This window comes from Bacillus sp. GbtcB14, from assembly GCF_019091205.1.
Taxonomy (GTDB): Bacteria; Bacillota; Bacilli; order Bacillales; family Bacillaceae_G; genus Bacillus_A; species Bacillus_A cereus_AG.
Genome location: NZ_JAGXJT010000008.1, coordinates 145,364 through 165,181, shown reverse-complemented (window position 1 = coordinate 165,181; position 19,818 = coordinate 145,364). Strand labels below are relative to the sequence as shown.

Below are 19,818 nucleotides of genomic sequence, written 5' to 3'. Positions count from 1 at the left end.
ATTACACCTCTACTCTATACTTTTCCATAAATATAACGCTGCATAACTGCAGTATGGTTCACACTCTTGTTTCACTTTTTCTAAAAATGCATCATCAGGTTTATCATCTAATTGAAATACACCTTGCACTGCACGCTGAATCCCAATGTCCGCTTTCGGAAACATATTTTTCCGTCCAAGCCCAAACATTAAAAAGTTTTGCACTGTCCATGTACCAATCCCCCTAATTGGTAACAATTGTGCTGAAACCTCTTCTTCCGCCCTGGTTTCTATACTCGCTAAATCTAATGTACCGCTGACAATACTTCGACCTAATCCTACTATATATTCAGCCTTTCGCTGACTAAACTTCTGCTCTCTCAATTCCTCTATTGAAATATTTGCTACTATTTCTGGAGTGGGGAAAAAGAATACACCGTTCTTCTCTGTTCCATATCGTTTCACAAACTGTTCTGTTAACACAGTAGCAAATTTCAAATTTATTTGTTGATGAATGATACAGCGAAGAAGACAAGCAAAATAATCAAATTCTAAAATAATTGGAGTATAAGCATATGTTTCAAACAGTGGGCGTAATGATGTGTTTAAAAAATGGTTTTGTATATCTTGAAACGGTTCATTCCAATGAAAAATGGCTCTCATTCGTTTCATGACTTTCTCCGGATCTCCTGTCTGACTAGAAATCCAAAACTGTGGATTTTGAACAGTACCGATCCCTTGTAAGCGAACAACAATCTGTTCCTCTTCTATACAAAGCGGGACATAAATGACTTTCTCATCTAATTGAATGACGTGAAGAGGATCAAAAGATAAACGTTTTAATACTTCTTCAAAATGATACGGATACTCTAACGTAACATGTTCGCTCCACATACGTTTCCCCATCCTTTTTACACATCATTATAGCATGAGAAAACCGCAAGCATACATGCTTACGGTTGATTGCTTTTTACTAAGTCATCTAGACTTTTAAAATGATACCCTTTCTCGCGCAAATCATCAATGATTTTCGCAAGTGCTTCTGCATTATCTTTCGAGATTGCATGAAGTAATAAAACAGATCCTGGATGGATCATCGTCATTACATTATTATGCGCATATTGCCATCCTCTTTGCTCGTCCACTTTCCAATCCAAAAATGCAAGTGACCAAAATACATTATAATAGCCCATTTCTTTCGTAAGAGCCAACGTTCTTTCGCTAAACACACCTCGCGGAGGGCGTACATATTTCACTTCTTTTTGCCCAGTTACTTTTTTAATCTCTTCTGTTACACTCGTTAATTCTTCACGAAGTTTCGCATCATTTACCGTTGTAAAATCTGGATGACTCCACGAATGGTTTCCAATAATATGTCCTTCATCCTTCATTCTTAATAACAAATCTTTTTGTGTTTTAATATAATGACCCGTTACAAAGAAAGTTGCCGGTACTTTTTTCTCTTTTAATACGTCTAAGATTTTCCCTGTGTATCCATTCTCATACCCATTATCGAATGTTAAATAAATATCTTTTTTCTTTGTATCCCCTAAATAAAACCCACCATTTTTTTGTAGTAAATCTGTATATAACTTTCCTGCATCTGGTACTGTTTCATTTTTAGGGCGTGGGATTCCCCAGTTATGTGGAGTATTTGTATAAGCTAATGTTGAAACTGGAACAAGCGCCATCATAATTGAAAAAATGAGACCGATATATAACCATTTATATTTCATAAATAGTCTCCTTTCCATATATAATCGTACTTGTAGTTTCTGTTGACGCGCATTCTTTCATGCTGAACATGTTTTTCTATATATACCAAAAAAATGCATCTCGAATGATTCGAGATGCATTTTTATTTACTTAAATACCGGCTCTTTAAAGCTCGCTAATTTTTCAAGTGATGTTTTATCAACATCTGCATGTAAGCTATTACCATGAGAATCCATCGTTACAACTGCTTTAAATCCATCTATACGTAAATGCCACATTGCCTCTGGAATACCGAATTGTAAGAAATCAACATCTTTCACTTCTTTAATACATTCAGCATAATATTGCGCTGCACCACCGATTGCATTTAAATATACACCACCATGCTCATCTAAAGCCGCTAATGTTTTCGCACCCATACCGCCTTTTCCAATGACAGCACGAATACCGAATTTTTTCATAATATCGCCTTGATATGGTTCTTCACGAATACTTGTCGTTGGACCTGCCGCTTTAATTTGCCAATTGTCATTTTCATCTTTCACGACAACTGGGCCACAGTGATAAATAATTTGTCCATTTAAATCTACTGGACAATCATTATCCATTAAATGCTTATGGATTGCGTCACGACCTGTATACATCATGCCATTAATTGTTACAACATCACCAACGCGAAGTTCACGGATTTGCTCTTCTGTAATTGGCGCTTGTAATACAATCTCACGTTGCTCTGTTTTTTCTTGTGCATCTTGCTCCAGTGTATCGTCACCTTCTTGATATAACCAATCCATAATTTCACCTGTTTCAGGGTGGATTGTTACGCCAAGGCGGCGATATGCCCAGCAATTATACGCAACAGATACGTAGAAGCTAGCTGGCAGACGGTTATACACGCCAATTTTACAGCCAAGTAAAGTTGTTTCTCCGCCAAATCCCATCGTACCAATTCCAAGCTTATTCGCATTTTCTAATACGTACTCTTCAAGTTGTTGTAACTCTGGGATTGGATTGACATCATCTAATGTACGGAATAATTGATTTTTTGCTAATTCGTAACCTGATGTACGGTCTCCCCCGATACCAACACCAATTACACCTGCACTACACCCTTGACCTTGTGCTTGATATACTGCATGAAGGAGGCATTTACGAATCCCCTCTAAATCACGGCCAGCTCGTCCAAGTCCTTCTAATTCACACGGTAAGCTATACTGAATATTTTTATTCTCACAGCCACCACCCTTTAGAATTAAACGTGCATCAATATAATCTTTTTCCCATTGTTCAAACTTAATAACCGGTGTACCTGGTCCTAAATTATTTCCACTATTGTCTCCAAAAAGAGAATCAACAGAATTTGGACGAAGCTTACCATCTTTTGTCGCCCGCTCAAGCGCATTATAGATAGCTTCCTTCAACTTTAATTGATTCACACCAACTGGTGTATAAATTTTAAACGTTGGCATCCCTGTATCTTGGCAAATTGGCGAGATGTTATCATCAGCCATTTTAATATTATTCGTAATTGTGCCAAGTGCCATCGCAGAACGAGTCCCTGCATTTTCTCGCTCTTTCGCTTGTTGAATCGCACGACGAACATCTTTCGGTAAGTTCGTTGACGTTTCAACAATTAGTTGATACATGCTTTCTTGAAGCTTTTCCATTGTTACTTCCCCCTCAATTGTGAACGCTACCAAAACGTTATGAGCTAAAAATTTCATTGTTATGCTCTTCAGCTTTTTATTTGTTTCACGCTATTAAAGCATAAATGAAATTTTTCACAACTTGATTATACCTCTTTTTCTATCGTCCTTCTATTATCCGCACAGAAAAAGGCTACCAAATTGGAGTTGGCAGCCTTTTTAATATATTATTCGTCTTTTTTAAATTGCTCACATTTTAATTCTAATTCATCTAACATCGCAAGAAGACGATCTACATCTTCTAACTCTACTTCTTCAGGTTCAATTGTATCAATTACTTCAATGAACATATTTAAACGTTCTTTTAAATATACTAATTGTGTGTCTTTATCTTGAATTGCTTTTCCCATGAAGGCACTCTCCTTTTAATTCGAGTTGCTTTTATTATACCGCAAAAATGATTGCTGTGGATATGTAATTTCATCAATTTTGTCACAGTAATCCATTCAAATGTAAGCCCTCTCTCTTTTTTCACAAAAAAGTTTCACTTTATAAAAAGCACATATTCTTCTATTATAGAGAATGGACAAATTGTTATTTCAATAGTCAAAGGAGTATTTCATATGACGATATCACAAAAAATGAAGCCGATTACTCCTTCTTACGATCCATGGGAAGCGTATATGGACCTTGAAGAGTACGGCAAACTACTATTAACAAATGTTGAGTTTACAACGACGACGTTATGCAATATGCGCTGTGAGCATTGCGCTGTTGGTTACACGTTACAGCCGAAAGACCCGAATCCGCTTCCGATGGATCTTTTATTAAAACGATTAGATGAGATTCCTCATTTACGTTCTTTAAGTATTACTGGCGGAGAACCTATGCTTTCAAAGAAATCCGTCGACAACTATGTAACACCACTCTTAAAATATGCCCATGAACGAGGCGTTCGCACTCAAATCAACTCAAACTTAACTATAGATTTAGCACGTTACGAACAAATTATTCCGTATTTAGACGTATTGCATATATCTCATAACTGGGGAACAATTGATGACTTCGTTGAAGGCGGATTTGCAATGATGGAGCGTAAACCTACGTATGAACAACGTGCGAAATTATTTGAACGAATGATTACAAATAGTAAAGCTCTATCAGATGCAGGTGTACTCGTATCAGCCGAAACGATGTTAAACAAAAGAACTCTTCCACATATGGAACATATTCACCGTCAAATTGTCGAAGAAATGGGCTGTAAACGTCATGAGGTTCACCCGATGTATCCAAGCGACTTCGCGAGCAATTTAGAAATTTTAACAAAAGCTGAAATTCGTGATGCAATTGAGCATTTACTAGATATTCGCGATGAAAATGTATGGATGTTATTTGGGACTTTACCTTTCTATGCTTGTAGCGATGACGAGCGAGACATTGCCACATTTAAAAAATTACAAGAGAGCAAAAATGTAACAGTTCGTAACGATCCAGATGGCCGTTCACGCTTAAATGTAAACATTTTTGATGGTAATATTATCGTAACTGATTTCGGTGACGTTCCCCTTCTAGGTAACGTACAAACAAACACACTACAAGAAGCATATGACAAATGGAGTGCCTCAAAAACAGCAAAATCATTAAGCTGTCACTGTCCTGCAGTAAAATGCCTTGGACCAAATGTTCTTGTAAAAAACAGCTACTATCCGACAGAAGATTTCTTATCAAAAACAGCAAACATTACATTATAAAAAAACGTCAGCTTATAAGCTGACGTTTTTTCATGTTATTGCGAGTGAGAAGAGGAAATGAATTTAAAGAATAAATGATCATGAATTGGAATTGCCGCTCCAATTCCTTGAGAGGTAATATTTTTCACAACAAGCCTTTTTTGATTTCCCTTTAACACAAGATACACTTCTCCAAATGTTACTTTTCCTTTTTCATTTACTGCTGGTGTATAAGCGTATAAATATCCAAGTTGACTCGGACTAATATTATACACACGCTCATGTCCAGTACCATAACCAATGGTCGTTTTAAATGAAAGCGGCAATTGTACTTTTTCAAGTGCTTTGAGAAGCATCATTTTTTTCACATCCGCAGTATTTTTCATATCTGCTGTCAAATCACCTTCAATCGTCTTTTGCGTTTCTTGCTTATAGCGTAGCGGATATAGACGATCTCCTCCGCGATTATCATACACATTGCGATTTACTTGTTTATATTCCCAATTAATCGATGTATCAACCGATTCATAATTTAATGCCCATTGACCTAAATAAATCTTCGCTCGGTACCCTACCGCAAGCGGCGCATTCGAAATTGTCGTTTCATTAAACATTCGAATTAAGTCCGGATTTTCAATTTTAATATTTGCTGTTTTCAATAGTTCTTGAGCAAACTTACTCGGCTGTAAACGCGGCAAATCTTGCGCATCATTTGGAAACGTATTGTCTTTGGAAATATTTAAAACAGATGAAGGCATTTTTGTTCCTACCGTTGTCTTTGCAAAACTCATGTTAGGAAATAATAGAATAAACGAGACCATAGTTGAAAGACATATGCTGTATACTCGTTTCACCTGTCTGGCTCCTTCCTATGTAAAGGTATATATACTACTTTGTTTATTGTTTTCTCTGGGCACAATTGTTATGCCTATTTTTCATAATAAATAAAAACCAATTCCCATAATGACATACGCTGCTAATAAAGTACCGCCTTCAAACCAGTTTGTATCTCCATCATTTGAAATCGCAATCGTTAAGAAAACAGCTGTAATCATAGAAACAAGTTCTGGTATTGTAAATACTAAAGGCATCCTTTGCGTGAAGAACATAGACAGAAGTACTAATACAGGTGCAACAAACATGGCGATTTGTAATGTAGAACCTATTGCAATCTCAACTGCAATATTTACTTTATTTTTATAAGCCATAATAATTGCAGATGCATGTTCCGCTGCATTTCCAACAATTGCAACGATAATAACCCCTATAAATAATTCTGACCAACCAAATGATTTGGCAACTGTCTCAAATGTATGCACGAGCGCCTCTGACACATAAGCTACCGCAATTGTCGCTATTGCTAAAATGAGTAGCGCTTTACCTTTCGACCACTCTGGTTCTTCCTCATGAGCTACTTCATCCGTTTTATGTTGATATACACCGCGATGCGTAACGAGCTTAAATAGCAGTGCAGCAAGGTACATAATAATCATAATGATAGAAACACCGATACTTAATTGATACGTCTTTCCAGCGTCCATCTTCATTGAAAAAATCTCTGGAATAACAAAAGCTACTACAACAGCAAATATTAATAAAGCTGAATTATGCCTTGCATCGTAAACGTTAAAGCTTTGCCTTTTATATTTAAGTCCACCTATAAAGAAGGATAGTCCTCCTACTAATAATAAATTTCCAAGTACAGAACCCGTTAAAGAAGCTAACACTACTTCAATTAACCCAGCTTGAAGTGCAAAAATTGAAATAATTAGTTCAACAGCATTACCGAAAGTAGCATTTAATAATCCGCCTATTCTAGGTCCAGAGACAATTGCCAAACTTTCTGTCGCTCTTCCCATAAAACCCGCTAATGCGATAATCGTAATACAATACACAGCGAACATAATTGTTTGAGGCCAATGAAGTGTTTTCCCAAGTACAGAAAGTGGTACACCTATAAGCGCTACGATAAGAAATATTTTATTAAACATGCTTTTCATCCTTCCATCGTATGTATTTCTCCTCGCTATTATTATTATTCTTCTCCTAACTTGTCCGATTTCATCACAATTACGTTTAAAAAATCATGTTGATGAAAAGAGTATGAAAGATACTTCATTTTTATTTAGACGAAGAAAATTACAAAGTATGAAGAGGGGTTAAAAGCATGCATTTAAAAGAAAAAATTGAAACTATTATTTGCGGTCAACGAACCGGTGTATTATCTACTGTACGTGAAAATAAACCTCATAGTGCCTTTATGATGTTTTTCCACGAAGATTTTGTACTATATGTTGCAACAGATCGAAAATCAAAAAAGATAACAGATATTGAAAAAAATCCAAATGTATATGTACTACTTGGGCGTGAAGGAAAAAAATTAGATGAAGACTATATTGAGGTTGAAGGCTTAGCCTCCATCGAGGAAGACTCCACATTAAAAAACAAGTTTTGGAATAATAGCTTAAAACGCTGGTTACTCGGTCCTGAAGACCCTAATTATGTACTAATTAAAATCAATCCTGACACAATTTATTACATCGATAGTGCTGGTACGACGGAGCCCGAGTTTTTACGACTATAAAATAAAACAAGCCCCCTTTACGTGGGCTTGTTTTGTCGAAAAGTTCTTCTGAAAAAAACAAGAAAATAGGTGGAACTTTCTAAAGATTCTGTTATATAATAGCAGTAACTTAAATAAACTGTATTAAAACAGATTGAGAGGAGAAATAAAATTGATGAAAAGAGAAGAACGCAAAAATATGATTGAGTTTATTGAAAAGAAAAAAGGGATTGAGCGTGACGAATTATTGTTTATGACAGACGATGAAGTAGAACATATTTATAATGTAACGTACTTTTTATATGAAGAAATTGCAGAGTAGTATAATAATCCCACCTTATTAAAAATATAAGGTGGGATTATTTCGCTAACTATCCAGCTATTTGCGAGGCGGTAGAATCCCACTGATTAAAGTTTCACTTTATACATGAGAATGATTTTCATGTATAATAATGTAAGATTGGAGGAATTTTACTATGAGTTCATGGCTCTTCTTCGCACTATTATCAGCAATTGCTGCTGCCCTTGTATCTATTTTTGGAAAGATTGGTTTAGATGGAATCGATGCCAATGTTGCGACAACGGTTCGTTCTATTATTATGGCATTATTTATGGTAGGCGTTATTATTATACAAGGTAAATTTCAAAATATTGGCGACGTACTGCTAAATAAAAAAGCACTGCTCTTTATCACATTAAGTGGGGTTGCAGGTGCTTCGTCATGGCTATTTTATTTTCTTGCCCTCAAGACAGGGAAAGTTTCACAAGTGGCTCCTGTCGATAAATTAAGCGTCGTATTTTCTATCATCCTCGCTATGATTATACTCGGTGAAAAGTTAAACTTTATGACTGGCGTTGGTGTAGTCTTTATTACAGCTGGTGTACTATTTATTGCTTTCAGCTAAAAAAACCGCTATTAGCGGTTTTTCTTTTTCTTTATGTAAAACCACACAACACCTGTAACAACTACTGAAATGAATAAAATCCATATTCCATAATGATGTAAACTATACTCAACGAAACGCCACTTCTCTCCTAACTTCCAGCCAAGTCCAATAAAAACACTTATCCAAATAAACGCACCACCGTAAGCATACAAACAAAAACGCCAAAGTGTTAAATTCGACACCCCAGCAAAATATGCTGTTAAATGACGTACTCCTGGGATAAAGTAACCAATCATTAAAAGAAATGGTCCATATTTTTCAAATAAAATATGTGTTTTTTCAATATGATGTTCTTTGATTCTAATTTTTGGCCCATATTTTTTTAAAACAGGAAGTCCCAGTTTTAAACCTAATATGTAGCTTAATGTAATACCTAACATCGCACCAGCCATCCCACTTAAAAAAGCAGCCGTTCCTGACATAACTCCTTTTGAAACGTTATAACCAACAAAGGTCAATAAAAACTCATCTGGTATCGGTAATCCGACAATCCCACCTGCCAACGCTATAATAATTCCAAAATACCCATAATGCGCGATTAACTCGCCAATATGTTGTTCCATTCGGAAGACACATCCTATGCACAATCGTTATTCCACATTGTGCCCTTTCTCTCTTTCAGACAAACATGGTATACATATTCACTATACATTGTTTTTATAATGAACTCTACTTCTATCCATTCCTTTAGCAGGAAGAAAGTGAACCATTAATCGTGTGCCCAACTCCCGCCTACTTCCCTTGGATTCACCGCTTTTTGAAGTGCTAGTCTTATAATCCGTAAATAGCAGGATTAAAAAATAAAAATTCATATGCTTGTTTTTTTGTTACAATAAAGGAAAGTTACTTTTCGCAACGGTTTAACTCTCAGGAAAAATGATATATCTAGCAAAAACGTAGTTTGGTCGATATAATGCAACTTCTACCTATAAAAAGAACATGCACCCTTTACATACAACATCATTTTTCTAAATTATACAGGGGGAACGAACATGACCATTGAAAATCAATTTATCCAAAAGGTTTACTATAAAACATTTTTAACAGAAGAAACTTCTACTCCAGTATCAGAAGTACTCGGTGAAGCATATATAAATGAATCTACAAACGAATTCTCCAACATTTCTAATATCCGCTTTGCTCAAGGTGAATTTTATTACCAAAATAAAGACTTTGAAGCCGCGATATTTAAATGGGAGAAAGTAAATAACGAACTTGCACTTTGGGCAACCAAAAATATTGCAGATTCTTATTTTGAACTAGGATTCTTGCCAAAAGCAGAAGAGATTTATCAATCTATCCAAACAGAAGATACAACTCTTACAATGGAAGTTTCCTTACAACTTCTTTCTCTTTACATCGAACAAGATCGTTTAGGTCTAGCATTTAAGACGATTAGTGAGGCTGTTGCATTTCAACCTGACTATCCAAATATTACTGCAATTGCTCGCTCATTCTATGAAAAACAAGAAGATTGGAATAACGCCATCGAACTTGCCGTTCAAGAAGGAATTCGAACAAAATCATTACACTGGTTCGATACTTTAATCAATTATGTGAATCAAGGATTCACGAAACAAATCAAACCAGAATATTTCTATGAATCTTTAAAAGCTTTATATGCAATTGATCAAGTCCAATTTAAAGAACTTGTTATTGCTCTTTGGAACAGCTATCAAAATGAAAACTTGCATCTACCTTGGATTCAAACAATAAATCATTTATTCTTACATATCGAAACAGACAACAATGACGATTGGCATGAAATTATTGAACGCTACCAAGATACATACTTTGAATTAATTACTGGTGAACATTTCATGCATGAAATGCAGGGACTTGTACCAGATTTATTAACAAATTGGTTTAGTTTAACGAAAGCAAAAGATGCCCTATTTGTCTCCGCTGCAGTGTTAGCATGGAATGAAGTTTCACCTACAACTTTAGAGTCATTACTCGTAAAAAGTGCGGGAGCCCTACTCTCTAATTCAACAGCTGAAACAACTGTAAATATGGAAACCGTTTCTCATTTATTCGAAACAATTGCTGTATGGGCTGAAAAAAATGATGTGGATTTAAGTCATCAATTTACGTTACTCGTTCATGAACTATGTGATTTAAATGTTACACAATTACTAATAGCGGGAACTAGTGACCATGATAAGTCATCATTCATCAATTCAATATTAGGAGAGAACATCTTAACTGAGACTGTAACAACTCCTATTCTATTTAAAGATGATAGCCAAACTGAAATAACAGAATTCACTGCGTTAGATGTACACAATATACCGAACTTTGATGAATTCCATCAAATAATGGCTACACCTTCCGAGTCAGAACTTGAGAAGAAGTGTATAGAAATTAAGTTACCAAGTAGATTTTTAAGAAAAAATAAGTTTGCATTTCTTGTTACGCCAGCTGTTCAAGGGCAAGTGGATAAAAGCAGCTCATATTTTGAATACTTACAAGCAGCAGATAGCCTTATTTACTTATTAAATTCTGCTTCACCATTGCATGGTGAAGAGCTTGATACATTAATTTATTTACGTGAACAAGTGCCAAACTTACAAATTCATTTCGTATTACACACAAATAGTGCGGCCAATAATGAAAAACTCATGAGTAAGATTAAAGTCCATTTCCCAAATGCAAAATTCTTCCCATACTCTCCTTCACAAGAGAGTAGCCAGCAACTTGGAGACGTGACAGAGTCTATTCTTTCTAATCTAGCAGAACGCGACATAGAACAAGAACGTATAGAAAAACTAATATGGTTTACTCAAAAAACAATCGCATACCTTGTAAATGAACGTGTGGAATTAGAAAATACATTAGTGAAATCAGTACGCTGGAATAAACATATCTCAGTAAAACTAAACGGATTTATTAACAATCTTACTGCTCTTGAAAAAGATAAAATTCGTTCTATTACAGAATCTTATCTTTTAACGAAAGAAGAAATCACACGGGATATCCATTCTCAAATTCCTGAATTATTACAGAGCTGTTCTGACCTTGTTCAAGAAGATAGTGATTTCAAATTAGTTCATGAAGAATTAAATGCTGCAATGAACGAACGAATTCAAAAACATGTACAGCAAGTGCTTCTTCCTAAATTTACTGGGTTTATTCAAGAATGGATTGAAACAGCGCATAATGAATTTATTCAAGCTCAATCTTATTTAGATGAAATGAGTGAAACGTTTAATAAATTATATAAAGAAGAACGCATGAAACTTCCTTGCGATTTCAAATTACTAGATGATTGGCATCGAGATGTTGTACGTATGACAAATCGAATTACAGTATCGAACATCAATATTTTATTACGCTTTACACCGACACAATTTTTCTTAAAGAGTGCGGGAAAACTATTTGGTAACATGCAAAAAAATCAATCTATGCTCGCAAACAAATATAAACAATACATTGAAACGGAAGATTATACGGAAATTGCTCAAACAATTTCAAAACAATTCTTCCTTCAATTTGAAGTATTTGAAGGCGCCTTAGAACGAGATATCATGATGTTCTTTAAAGATCCACTTAGCATACTGAAACAAAATGTAGAATCAGCTCAACTTGAAATACAGGAAGACGAGCAAACATTAGCAACGTTAAGAAGCAATCCAGAAACTTATCACGATCCGTTAGCATTCTTTAAACTGCAACTATTGCAGCACAAATTCATTTTAAGTACGAACAAAAACAATGAAGACGTCTATGAATTTAATGAGTCTCCTACGATTTAACATAAAGTGAAACTTTAATCAGTGGGGGGCTTCATCCCCCAGTGATTATTAGTTGAACCAATCGGACTTTTATGGGCAGTTGATCCCCCACCTAACTTCCTTGCTTTCGCTGAATTTTGAGGTGGGGGTCTTACTGCCCATTAAAGCGGGATAAAAAACCAAGCAAACGAAATTTGCTTGGTTTTTTACTTTAATTCATTATTTTCATATGTTCAAGTGGATAATAAATTGCCGCTAATTCTCCTAATACATCCGCTTTATCAATAAGTCCTAAACCATTTCTACTATCTCTGCTTATTAAACGATTATCTCCCATAACAAAAATCTTATTTTTAGGAATTGTAATTGGTCCAAAGTCCTCTGTTAAATTCATAAGTTTTTTTTCAGCTTGTTTTTTATTACTATACAAATATGCTTCCTGTATCACTTCATGATTCACATATAATTGATCATTTCTCACCTCAATGACATCACCAGGCAAACCAATAACCCTTTTCACATAAAAATTATCTGTCTTCACAACAATAATATCTTCTCGCCCATAACTTTCAAATTGCTTTGCCAACTTATTAACAATCACCTTATCCCCATCTTGTAACGTTGGCTTCATGGACGCTCCTTTTACAGTCGTAGGAAAAAACAAAAAGATTTTTGCCAAAAACACCAACAAACATGCAATTGCAATTGTTCCAAAGAATTCACGCCAACGTTTTTTCTTTTGCATCATTCCACCATCTCATCATCTTTTTACTTTTATTATAAGGACTTCCACCTCTCAATTTCCACAAAATTCTGAATTGTATAATTAGAATATTATAAACTCGAAATACCCCATAAACTTCTTAATTTTATTTACTATAATTTATATTTATCTCACTATTTTTAGGCAGTAAAACTCCCATCTCAAAAATCGGTTGAAGTAAAATAGTAAAAAAAATACTCTCAAAATAGTCTATCCACTATTTTTGAGAGTACCTTTTTATATCCCTACATATACAATACACATTTGAGCCGCTACATATGTAAACCAAATCCAAAGTGGTTCATACTTTAATTTACGCCCTCCAATATCTGTCACGCCAATAATAAAATCAGAAATCACAAATAGTAAACCACCAAAAGCTGGCATCCACCATATTCCTGTATTCTCATAGTATAAGGCGAATGCAAAGCAAGCCATTCCTCCAACCCACAGTCCGTAAATTAGAGCGCCTATCGTAAACAATTTATCTTGTTTATCATTTCGTATAAAAAAGAACCATCCTATAACGAGAAAGAGTCCGTATACGAGTAAACCAATCCAAAAACCATTCCATGAGATGCCTGTTTGCAAAAATGCTTTTACATAAAAACAATGTGCAAGAGCGAAAGTAATCATCCCTCCAATTAATCGATGACCAATTGGAATCAAACCTGCCATAAATAAATCCCCTACAGTTGATAACGTCATACCTAGTGCAACCCACGTACTATACTCTACTGATGGATCTTGTAACCAGATCCATATTGCACTTACTGTTAAAGAAAAACTAAGAATAAGACGCACCGCTAAAGGTAACGGCATATTATTTCTTGTTTTTTTTGTCTGTCCTATTGCGTACATTGCACCAATTAAAAAAAGAATTATTTGTCCAATTAACACCACGTAAAGTAGATTCATAATATGTTCTCCTCAATAAATGCTTTTTGTATCTTTTTTCGTTACACCTAGTCTATTATCCTTTTTCTATATAAAAAAAGAAGAACAGTACTGTTCTTCCATTGTAATCGTTTTCCCTCTCTCTACGCTACCTGTTTTTCTTGCTCCATTTTCTGCTTAGCTGGCGTACGATTCACCACGATAATTCCCGCGGCTACACATGCTAAACCGAATAATACAAATGAGTGAATTGCTTCTCCTAAAATCATGCTCGATAATAACACACCAAATACGGGTATAAAGAACATGTACATTGATACTTTTCCAACTTTGTTGTACTTCATAATTGTATTCCAAATGCAAAAGCCTGCTGCGGATAAGAAAGATAAGTAAATAAGCATAAATATTGCATGTGCACTAAATGTAAATGGCATGACTCCAACTTGCAAAGCCCCTATACATAATAGCCCGATAGAACCAAAGATCATTTGGTATGCTGTCATATAGCCAACATCTAATGTTTTGCTACCTTCTTTCGCCAATATGTTTCCATATGAATACAACATTGCTGCACTAAGAAGTAATAAGCTACCGATTCCGAAATGGAATGACAAACTACCATCACTCGGTACATTTACCAAAATGACACCACAAAAACCGATAGAGACCCCAATTATTTTTCTCATATTGAGAGCGTCATCTTTATATAAAAAATGCGCGAGTAAAATTTGAAAGAATGATGATGTTCCTGAAATGATAGCTCCTTCAATACCAGAGCTATAACTCATCCCAATATAAAAACATATATATTGAAGGAATGTTTGAAATAAACCAATTTGTACTAACTGCTTCCCCGTTCCTTTTTTGAAGCTCATATCTTTTCCTAACACTTTAAAGAAAAATATGAGCATTACTCCAGATAAAAAGAAACGATAACCAGCAAATAATATTTGCTCTCCAACTTCTTGTGGCTGAATTCCAAGTTCAGCATAACTTAATTTAATAAACGGGAATGCGCTCCCCCATAAAAAAGTCGCTACTATTGCAGCAATTAATACACCAATCGGATGGGTAAAAAATTTCTCTGCCTTCACTTGTGGTCTTCCTTTCCGATCTTTTTATGAACAATATTCATATATACCAAAGGAAGTGTGAAAATACAAGTTTTCAGTTTATACGCAAACAAAAACATATCATCTAGCGAAAACATATGCTATACTATAGAATAATTACAACATAATAACTATTAAAATCAGATTCAACAGAAATGCTGCTATCCATTATGGATGGCAGCTTTCGTCGTTTTATAGGGGTTTCGATTTTGATTCTTTTTCTCAATAAGAATTTGGAAGGAGCGAGTAGTAATGAACTCAGAAGTAAAAACATTACAAGTACAAAAGTCTATTTCTCATCCCTCTTTATGGGATACATTAAAGAAACATTATGAACTTATATTTGCAATCGCATCTGGTATTTTCATTTTAGCTGGTTGGTTATTCACAAAGAATGATGCAATGAATGTAGGCATTACTTGCTATATCCTTGCTTATATAGTTGGTGGATATGCAAAAGCGAAAGAAGGTATTGAAGATACCATTGAAGAGAAAGAGCTAAATGTCGAAATGCTCATGCTCTTTGCTGCTATCGGTGCTGCAATCATTGGCTACTGGGCAGAAGGCGCAATTTTAATCTTTATCTTTGCACTAAGCGGTGCGATGGAATCTTATACATTAAGTAAAAGTCAAAAAGAAATTTCAGCGCTTCTTGATTTACAACCTGAAGAAGCATTGCGTATTTCAAATGGAACCGAGGAACGTGTTCCTGTTGGACAATTACAAATTAACGACATTATTTTAATTAAGCCAGGTGAGCGCGTTCCTGCTGACGGTACAATTCATAACGGTGAAACAAATATCGATGAAGCTGCTATTACAGGGGAGCCTATTCCAAATGAGAAAAAATTCGGTGATGAAGTATTTGCCGGTACTGTAAATTTACGTGGTGCTATCGAAGTTAAAATTACAAAGCCGAGCGATCAAACATTATTCCAAAAGATTATCCGTCTCGTCCAAAGTGCACAAAGCGAAAAATCACCATCACAACTATTCATCGAAAAGTTTGAAGGAACATACGTAAAAGGGGTACTACTCGTTGTTGCGCTTATGATGTTCGTTCCTCATTTCGTACTTGACTGGAGCTGGAATGAAACGTTTTATCGCGCTATGATCTTACTTGTAGTCGCATCTCCTTGTGCACTCGTTGCTGCCATTACACCAGCAACGTTATCTGCAATTTCTAACGGGGCAAGAAATGGAATTCTCTTTAAAGGTGGCATACATTTAGAACGCCTCGCTTCAGTAAAAGCGATCGCCTTTGATAAAACAGGAACATTAACACAAGGAAAACCTACCGTAACAGATGTATATGTTCGAGAAAATATGACAGAAAAAGAAGTACTTTCTATTACAGCATCAATTGAAAGTCACTCTACACATCCTTTAGCTGAATCTATTGTTAAATATGCACAACATACGTATAACATTGCATTAAAAAAACCAGAAAATGTTGAAGATGTAACTGGTTTTGGGCTAAAAGGACTATTCGAAAACAAAGCTTATAAAATAGGTAAAGCTGATTTTATCGGTGAAGAAACAAAGACATTTCATAATGGTATTTCTGCCTCACTTGAAAAAGAGGGTAAAACTGTCGTTTATATTAGTGATAAGGATGGCATCCTTGGACTTATCGCTTTAAAAGATACGCTTCGCCAAGAAACAATAGCTGCTATCCGCGAATTACAAAGCATTGGTGTCGAAGCTATTATGATTACTGGTGATAATGAAGAAACGGCAAAAGCAATTGCCTCTGAAAGTAATATAAAGGAATATTATGCATCATGCTTACCAGAAACAAAAGTTGAAACAATTAAAGAGCTAAAAGAAAAATACGGGACAGTCGCAATGGTCGGAGATGGTATAAATGATGCCCCTGCACTCGCTACCGCTAGCATTGGTGTAGCAATGGGCGAAGGAACAGACGTAGCTTTAGAAACTGCAGACGTTGTGCTTATGAAGAACGAATTATCTCGACTTTCCCAAGCAATCCGTTTATCAAAACGAATGAACCGCATTGTAAAGCAAAACGTAATTTTTTCGCTAGCTGTAATTGCAATGCTGATTTGTTCAAACTTCTTACAATTTTTAGCTCTTCCATTTGGTGTTATTGGGCATGAAGGAAGCACGATTCTTGTCATTTTAAATGGCTTACGATTATTAAAAGGAAACAAATAAAAACGGGTCCCTCATAGAGGACCCGTTTTTTCTAATGATAGCTATTATGCCCATTCGCACTACTACTCGTTTTATGCTTTGGATGCGAACTGCTCTTTTGTTTATTGTTATTTTTGTTGTTGTGATTCTTTTTATTATTACTCATGAAATATCCCCCCTGTTCCCTTTTATTATGGAACAAGAGCTCACTTTTCATTACGGGAATTATTGTCACCCGTCCTATAATGATGGAGTAAACCATTAATTTCACCGCCAAGTAAAATTACCCACCCAGTCAAGTAAAACCATAACATTAAAATAATAATACCACCGAGACCACCATATGTATTGGCGTAATTCGCAAACTTATCTACATAATAAGCAAATGAGTACGATACCACAATCCATCCTACAGTAGCAAATGTTGCTCCTGAAATGACTTCTCTTCTTTTTAACTTTCGATCTGGTGCAAATGTATATAAAAAACTAAACAATGCAAATAGCACGAAGAAACTCGCTACTAACCGCATAATACTCCACACGTAAGAAAAACTATCCGATAAACCAATTGCTTTAAATACCGCTGCTCCAATGACTTGTCCGAACACTGGAACAATTAGCGCAAACACAATCATAAAAATGATTGCTAATGTAAACACAATTGATAAAGCTCTCGTTTTAATAAAAGAACGTGTTTCTGCTACATCATACGCACGATTAAAAGCATTCATAACCGCATTTACCCCGTTTGACGCAAACCATAACATCGATAATAAACCAAATGATAATAAACCACCATTTTGCTCATTTACAACTTTATCAACGTTTACTTCAATTAAGGACATTGCATCTTCGGGTACATACGGTTCTAATAAATTGAGCACACTTTCTGTTTGAAGGTCAATGAATCCAAGAAGCGTAATTAAGAAAACAAGCCCAGGAAAAATCGCAAGCAAGAAGAAATAAGCGAGCTGTGCTGCCAAGCCCGCTACATCATCGCGCATCGTTCGGTCATACAAGTCTTTACCAAACGAATAAGTACGATGTCTCCTCACCTTTTCTAAAATTTTTCTCATATATGTTTAAACGCTTTTCTTCTCTTCTTTATCTTGCTTTAACTCAATGTACGCTTCAGTTTTTTTTTCCTCTGCATTTGAGTCTTTCATAAATAGTTCACGCGCTTCTTTCATACCGCCATCTTCAGCTACTACTGGCTCTTCTTCTGCTTTCAGCTCATCTACCTTCGACGATACAGCTTGAATTTCAATTGTTTCTGGCTTTTCTACTTGCTCAATTTTTTTCTTACTAAAAATTTCTTTCGTTTCTTTTAACGTTTCTACAACAGACGGCGTCAATTTTTTGATTTCTGCTACTTTTGCTTTCACTACATTGAAATCAGCAAATTCGCGTCCTTTATCTGTAACAGTTTGCACTTTTTCTTTGATCTTTGCATTTTCACCAATTTCAATCATCTTTGTTTTTGCTTTTTCCGCAGTATTTTTTACTTTTTCACGGTTTTCTTTCTTCAACATAGATACAGCTACACCTGCAGCTACACCAAGTGCAATATTTCGAGCAATATTATTTTTCTTTGCCATATTCCTTCACCCTTTCATTTCTTATGTTAGAAAGTATTTCTTTCTAAGCTTCCTCATATTCCTTGTTCATTTCGAATGAAAGCTAATAGCTTTGCACACCCTTCTGTTACAAGGTCATATACTTCTTGGAAATTCCCTGTATAGTAAGGGTCGGGAACGTCTGTCCAGCCACCGTCTGGAACAAAATCGGACAGCCTACCAATATAGCCTCCAGTTTTACCTAAACTTTTTAAATCTGCTATATTCTTGTTGTCCATGGCAATAATATAATCAAACTTTGTTAAGTCTTCTTTTTCTACTTGCCTCGCTTTAATTCCTTCAAAAGTGACTGCATTTTCTTTTAAAATTTTTTGTGTTCCTTTATGTGGCGGATGACCGATATGCCAATCTCCAGTTCCTGCAGAATCAATGACAATTTTCCCTTCGAGTCCCTCTTTTACGACAAGATTTCGAAAAATCGCTTCTGCCATCGGAGAACGGCAAATGTTCCCAAGACAAACAAACAATACTTGAATCATATTTTTGTCGCTTCCCTTCTTGGTGCATTTCTTAATATATACTTATAGTATAAACAACCAATTATTAAATATAAAGGAAATCCCTACTAATTTAATAGGATTGAAAAGATTCATTAACGAAAATGATAAAAAATGTTAAGATAGCCTTATGTTATTTTAAAGGGGGACACTTCGGTGGATTTATCCGTAAAGTCAGAAGAAAACGTTGAATATATGGTCGAAGCTATTAAAGAAAAATTACGTATGGTTAATGCTGGAGCGATGAGAGCTGCTAGCTTTAATGAAGAAATGTACGAAGACTTACGTGACATTTATGATCATGTTATGAAACGTGAAACATTCAGCATCAGTGAAATGCAAGCTATTACAGAAGAATTAGGTACATTAATTAAAAAGTAAAAAAAGCCTCGCTTATGGGGCTCTTTTTTATTTCCAACAAATTCATGACAACTCTTCTG

At 35.4% G+C, this 19,818-nt stretch carries 20 protein-coding genes; 7 read left to right on the top strand and 13 right to left on the bottom strand.

Annotation, left to right across the window (positions count from 1 at the left end; all coding sequences use genetic code 11):
- Window positions 1-9 precede the first annotated feature (9 nt).
- From KVT31_RS22200 to KVT31_RS22185, 4 genes are all read right to left on the bottom strand, one after another.
- A complete protein-coding gene (locus KVT31_RS22200) occupies window positions 10-873 on the bottom strand; it encodes a DNA-3-methyladenine glycosylase family protein (RefSeq protein WP_088095023.1) in 864 nt (287 codons plus the stop codon).
- Window positions 874-932: 59 nt separating this feature from the next.
- The gene (gene pdaA, locus KVT31_RS22195; RefSeq protein ID WP_061676720.1) at window positions 933-1,715 is read right to left on the bottom strand and encodes a delta-lactam-biosynthetic de-N-acetylase; all 783 of its coding nucleotides are present in this window, start codon (window positions 1,713-1,715) and stop codon (window positions 933-935) included.
- 126 nt (window positions 1,716-1,841) lie between these two features.
- Window positions 1,842-3,362: a class I fumarate hydratase gene (gene fumA / locus KVT31_RS22190; RefSeq protein ID WP_088095022.1), complete on the bottom strand. Its 1,521-nt coding sequence runs from the start codon at window positions 3,360-3,362 to the stop codon at window positions 1,842-1,844.
- Window positions 3,363-3,568: 206 nt separating this feature from the next.
- Window positions 3,569-3,751 (bottom strand): SE1561 family protein, encoded by a 183-nt coding sequence (locus KVT31_RS22185; protein WP_000513558.1) that lies wholly within the window; start codon window positions 3,749-3,751, stop codon window positions 3,569-3,571.
- A 213-nt stretch (window positions 3,752-3,964) separates the two neighbouring features.
- Here KVT31_RS22185 and yfkAB point away from each other — a divergent pair, with 213 nt between their 5' ends.
- Entirely contained in the window at window positions 3,965-5,092 is a 1,128-nt protein-coding gene (yfkAB, locus tag KVT31_RS22180) for a radical SAM/CxCxxxxC motif protein YfkAB (RefSeq protein WP_088095021.1), read from the top strand.
- Between the two features lie 35 nt (window positions 5,093-5,127).
- Here yfkAB and KVT31_RS22175 read toward each other — a convergent pair whose 3' ends face one another.
- Entirely contained in the window at window positions 5,128-5,925 is a 798-nt protein-coding gene (locus KVT31_RS22175) for a YfkD famly protein (protein ID WP_088095020.1), read from the bottom strand.
- Between the two features lie 81 nt (window positions 5,926-6,006).
- A complete protein-coding gene (gene cax, locus KVT31_RS22170; RefSeq protein WP_140392328.1) occupies window positions 6,007-7,062 on the bottom strand; it encodes a calcium/proton exchanger in 1,056 nt (351 codons plus the stop codon).
- Window positions 7,063-7,238: 176 nt separating this feature from the next.
- Here cax and KVT31_RS22165 point away from each other — a divergent pair, with 176 nt between their 5' ends.
- From KVT31_RS22165 to KVT31_RS22155, 3 genes are all read left to right on the top strand, one after another.
- Window positions 7,239-7,655 (top strand): pyridoxamine 5'-phosphate oxidase family protein, encoded by a 417-nt coding sequence (locus tag KVT31_RS22165; RefSeq protein ID WP_088095018.1) that lies wholly within the window; start codon window positions 7,239-7,241, stop codon window positions 7,653-7,655.
- Window positions 7,656-7,809: 154 nt separating this feature from the next.
- On the top strand, window positions 7,810-7,956 hold the full coding sequence (locus tag KVT31_RS22160) for a BH0509 family protein (protein WP_000817786.1): 147 nt from the start codon (window positions 7,810-7,812) through the stop codon (window positions 7,954-7,956).
- A gap of 154 nt (window positions 7,957-8,110) precedes the next feature.
- Window positions 8,111-8,539 carry an EamA family transporter gene (locus KVT31_RS22155; protein ID WP_088095017.1) on the top strand — a complete coding sequence of 143 codons (429 nt, stop codon included), beginning with the start codon at window positions 8,111-8,113 and terminating at the stop codon, window positions 8,537-8,539.
- A gap of 11 nt (window positions 8,540-8,550) precedes the next feature.
- Here the strand turns inward: KVT31_RS22155 and KVT31_RS22150 are convergent, their stop codons facing one another.
- Window positions 8,551-9,144, bottom strand: coding sequence for a DedA family protein (locus tag KVT31_RS22150; protein ID WP_061685943.1), 594 nt, complete (start codon window positions 9,142-9,144; stop codon window positions 8,551-8,553).
- A gap of 429 nt (window positions 9,145-9,573) precedes the next feature.
- On the opposite strand from KVT31_RS22150, the gene KVT31_RS22145 reads away from it, so the two are divergent.
- A complete protein-coding gene (locus KVT31_RS22145) occupies window positions 9,574-12,336 on the top strand; it encodes a tetratricopeptide repeat protein (protein WP_088095016.1) in 2,763 nt (920 codons plus the stop codon).
- A gap of 190 nt (window positions 12,337-12,526) precedes the next feature.
- On the opposite strand, the gene lepB is transcribed toward KVT31_RS22145, so the two are convergent.
- The 3 genes from lepB to KVT31_RS22130 form a co-directional block, all read right to left on the bottom strand.
- Window positions 12,527-13,063: a signal peptidase I gene (lepB, locus tag KVT31_RS22140; RefSeq protein ID WP_088095015.1), complete on the bottom strand. Its 537-nt coding sequence runs from the start codon at window positions 13,061-13,063 to the stop codon at window positions 12,527-12,529.
- A gap of 252 nt (window positions 13,064-13,315) precedes the next feature.
- Entirely contained in the window at window positions 13,316-13,996 is a 681-nt protein-coding gene (locus KVT31_RS22135) for a lysoplasmalogenase (protein WP_088095014.1), read from the bottom strand.
- Between the two features lie 122 nt (window positions 13,997-14,118).
- Window positions 14,119-15,069 (bottom strand): DMT family transporter, encoded by a 951-nt coding sequence (locus KVT31_RS22130; protein WP_217613652.1) that lies wholly within the window; start codon window positions 15,067-15,069, stop codon window positions 14,119-14,121.
- A 270-nt stretch (window positions 15,070-15,339) separates the two neighbouring features.
- Between KVT31_RS22130 and KVT31_RS22125 the strand changes: the two genes are divergently transcribed.
- Window positions 15,340-17,265: a heavy metal translocating P-type ATPase gene (locus KVT31_RS22125; RefSeq protein ID WP_088095012.1), complete on the top strand. Its 1,926-nt coding sequence runs from the start codon at window positions 15,340-15,342 to the stop codon at window positions 17,263-17,265.
- Between the two features lie 185 nt (window positions 17,266-17,450).
- Here KVT31_RS22125 and KVT31_RS22120 read toward each other — a convergent pair whose 3' ends face one another.
- Genes KVT31_RS22120 through KVT31_RS22110 form a run of 3 tightly spaced genes read right to left on the bottom strand, consistent with a single transcriptional unit; the run spans window position 17,451 to window position 19,360 of the window.
- Window positions 17,451-18,320, bottom strand: coding sequence for a YihY/virulence factor BrkB family protein (locus KVT31_RS22120; protein WP_088095010.1), 870 nt, complete (start codon window positions 18,318-18,320; stop codon window positions 17,451-17,453).
- Between the two features lie 6 nt (window positions 18,321-18,326).
- Window positions 18,327-18,842: a DUF4075 domain-containing protein gene (locus KVT31_RS22115; RefSeq protein WP_088095009.1), complete on the bottom strand. Its 516-nt coding sequence runs from the start codon at window positions 18,840-18,842 to the stop codon at window positions 18,327-18,329.
- Between the two features lie 53 nt (window positions 18,843-18,895).
- A complete protein-coding gene (locus tag KVT31_RS22110; protein ID WP_088095008.1) occupies window positions 18,896-19,360 on the bottom strand; it encodes a low molecular weight protein-tyrosine-phosphatase in 465 nt (154 codons plus the stop codon).
- Window positions 19,361-19,534: 174 nt separating this feature from the next.
- Here KVT31_RS22110 and KVT31_RS22105 point away from each other — a divergent pair, with 174 nt between their 5' ends.
- A complete protein-coding gene (locus KVT31_RS22105) occupies window positions 19,535-19,759 on the top strand; it encodes a DUF1128 domain-containing protein (RefSeq protein WP_000366196.1) in 225 nt (74 codons plus the stop codon).
- The last annotated feature ends 59 nt before the right edge of the window (window positions 19,760-19,818 follow it).

Bases quoted from the DNA above. Each gene is read 5' to 3' on its own strand.
- KVT31_RS22155 (WP_088095017.1), top strand. From the start codon at position 8,111: ATGAGTTCATGGCTCTTCTTCGCACTATTATCAGCAATTGCTGCTGCC.
- KVT31_RS22185 (WP_000513558.1), bottom strand. From the start codon at position 3,751: ATGGGAAAAGCAATTCAAGATAAAGACACACAATTAGTATATTTAAAA.
- yfkAB (WP_088095021.1), top strand. From the start codon at position 3,965: ATGACGATATCACAAAAAATGAAGCCGATTACTCCTTCTTACGATCCA.
- lepB (WP_088095015.1), bottom strand. From the start codon at position 13,063: ATGATGCAAAAGAAAAAACGTTGGCGTGAATTCTTTGGAACAATTGCA.
- KVT31_RS22135 (WP_088095014.1), bottom strand. From the start codon at position 13,996: ATGAATCTACTTTACGTGGTGTTAATTGGACAAATAATTCTTTTTTTA.
- KVT31_RS22150 (WP_061685943.1), bottom strand. From the start codon at position 9,144: ATGGAACAACATATTGGCGAGTTAATCGCGCATTATGGGTATTTTGGA.
- KVT31_RS22125 (WP_088095012.1), top strand. From the start codon at position 15,340: ATGAACTCAGAAGTAAAAACATTACAAGTACAAAAGTCTATTTCTCAT.
- KVT31_RS22165 (WP_088095018.1), top strand. From the start codon at position 7,239: ATGCATTTAAAAGAAAAAATTGAAACTATTATTTGCGGTCAACGAACC.
- cax (WP_140392328.1), bottom strand. From the start codon at position 7,062: ATGTTTAATAAAATATTTCTTATCGTAGCGCTTATAGGTGTACCACTT.
- KVT31_RS22200 (WP_088095023.1), bottom strand. From the start codon at position 873: ATGTGGAGCGAACATGTTACGTTAGAGTATCCGTATCATTTTGAAGAA.
- KVT31_RS22120 (WP_088095010.1), bottom strand. From the start codon at position 18,320: ATGAGAAAAATTTTAGAAAAGGTGAGGAGACATCGTACTTATTCGTTT.
- fumA (WP_088095022.1), bottom strand. From the start codon at position 3,362: ATGGAAAAGCTTCAAGAAAGCATGTATCAACTAATTGTTGAAACGTCA.
- KVT31_RS22110 (WP_088095008.1), bottom strand. From the start codon at position 19,360: ATGATTCAAGTATTGTTTGTTTGTCTTGGGAACATTTGCCGTTCTCCG.
- pdaA (WP_061676720.1), bottom strand. From the start codon at position 1,715: ATGAAATATAAATGGTTATATATCGGTCTCATTTTTTCAATTATGATG.
- KVT31_RS22160 (WP_000817786.1), top strand. From the start codon at position 7,810: ATGAAAAGAGAAGAACGCAAAAATATGATTGAGTTTATTGAAAAGAAA.
- KVT31_RS22145 (WP_088095016.1), top strand. From the start codon at position 9,574: ATGACCATTGAAAATCAATTTATCCAAAAGGTTTACTATAAAACATTT.
- KVT31_RS22115 (WP_088095009.1), bottom strand. From the start codon at position 18,842: ATGGCAAAGAAAAATAATATTGCTCGAAATATTGCACTTGGTGTAGCT.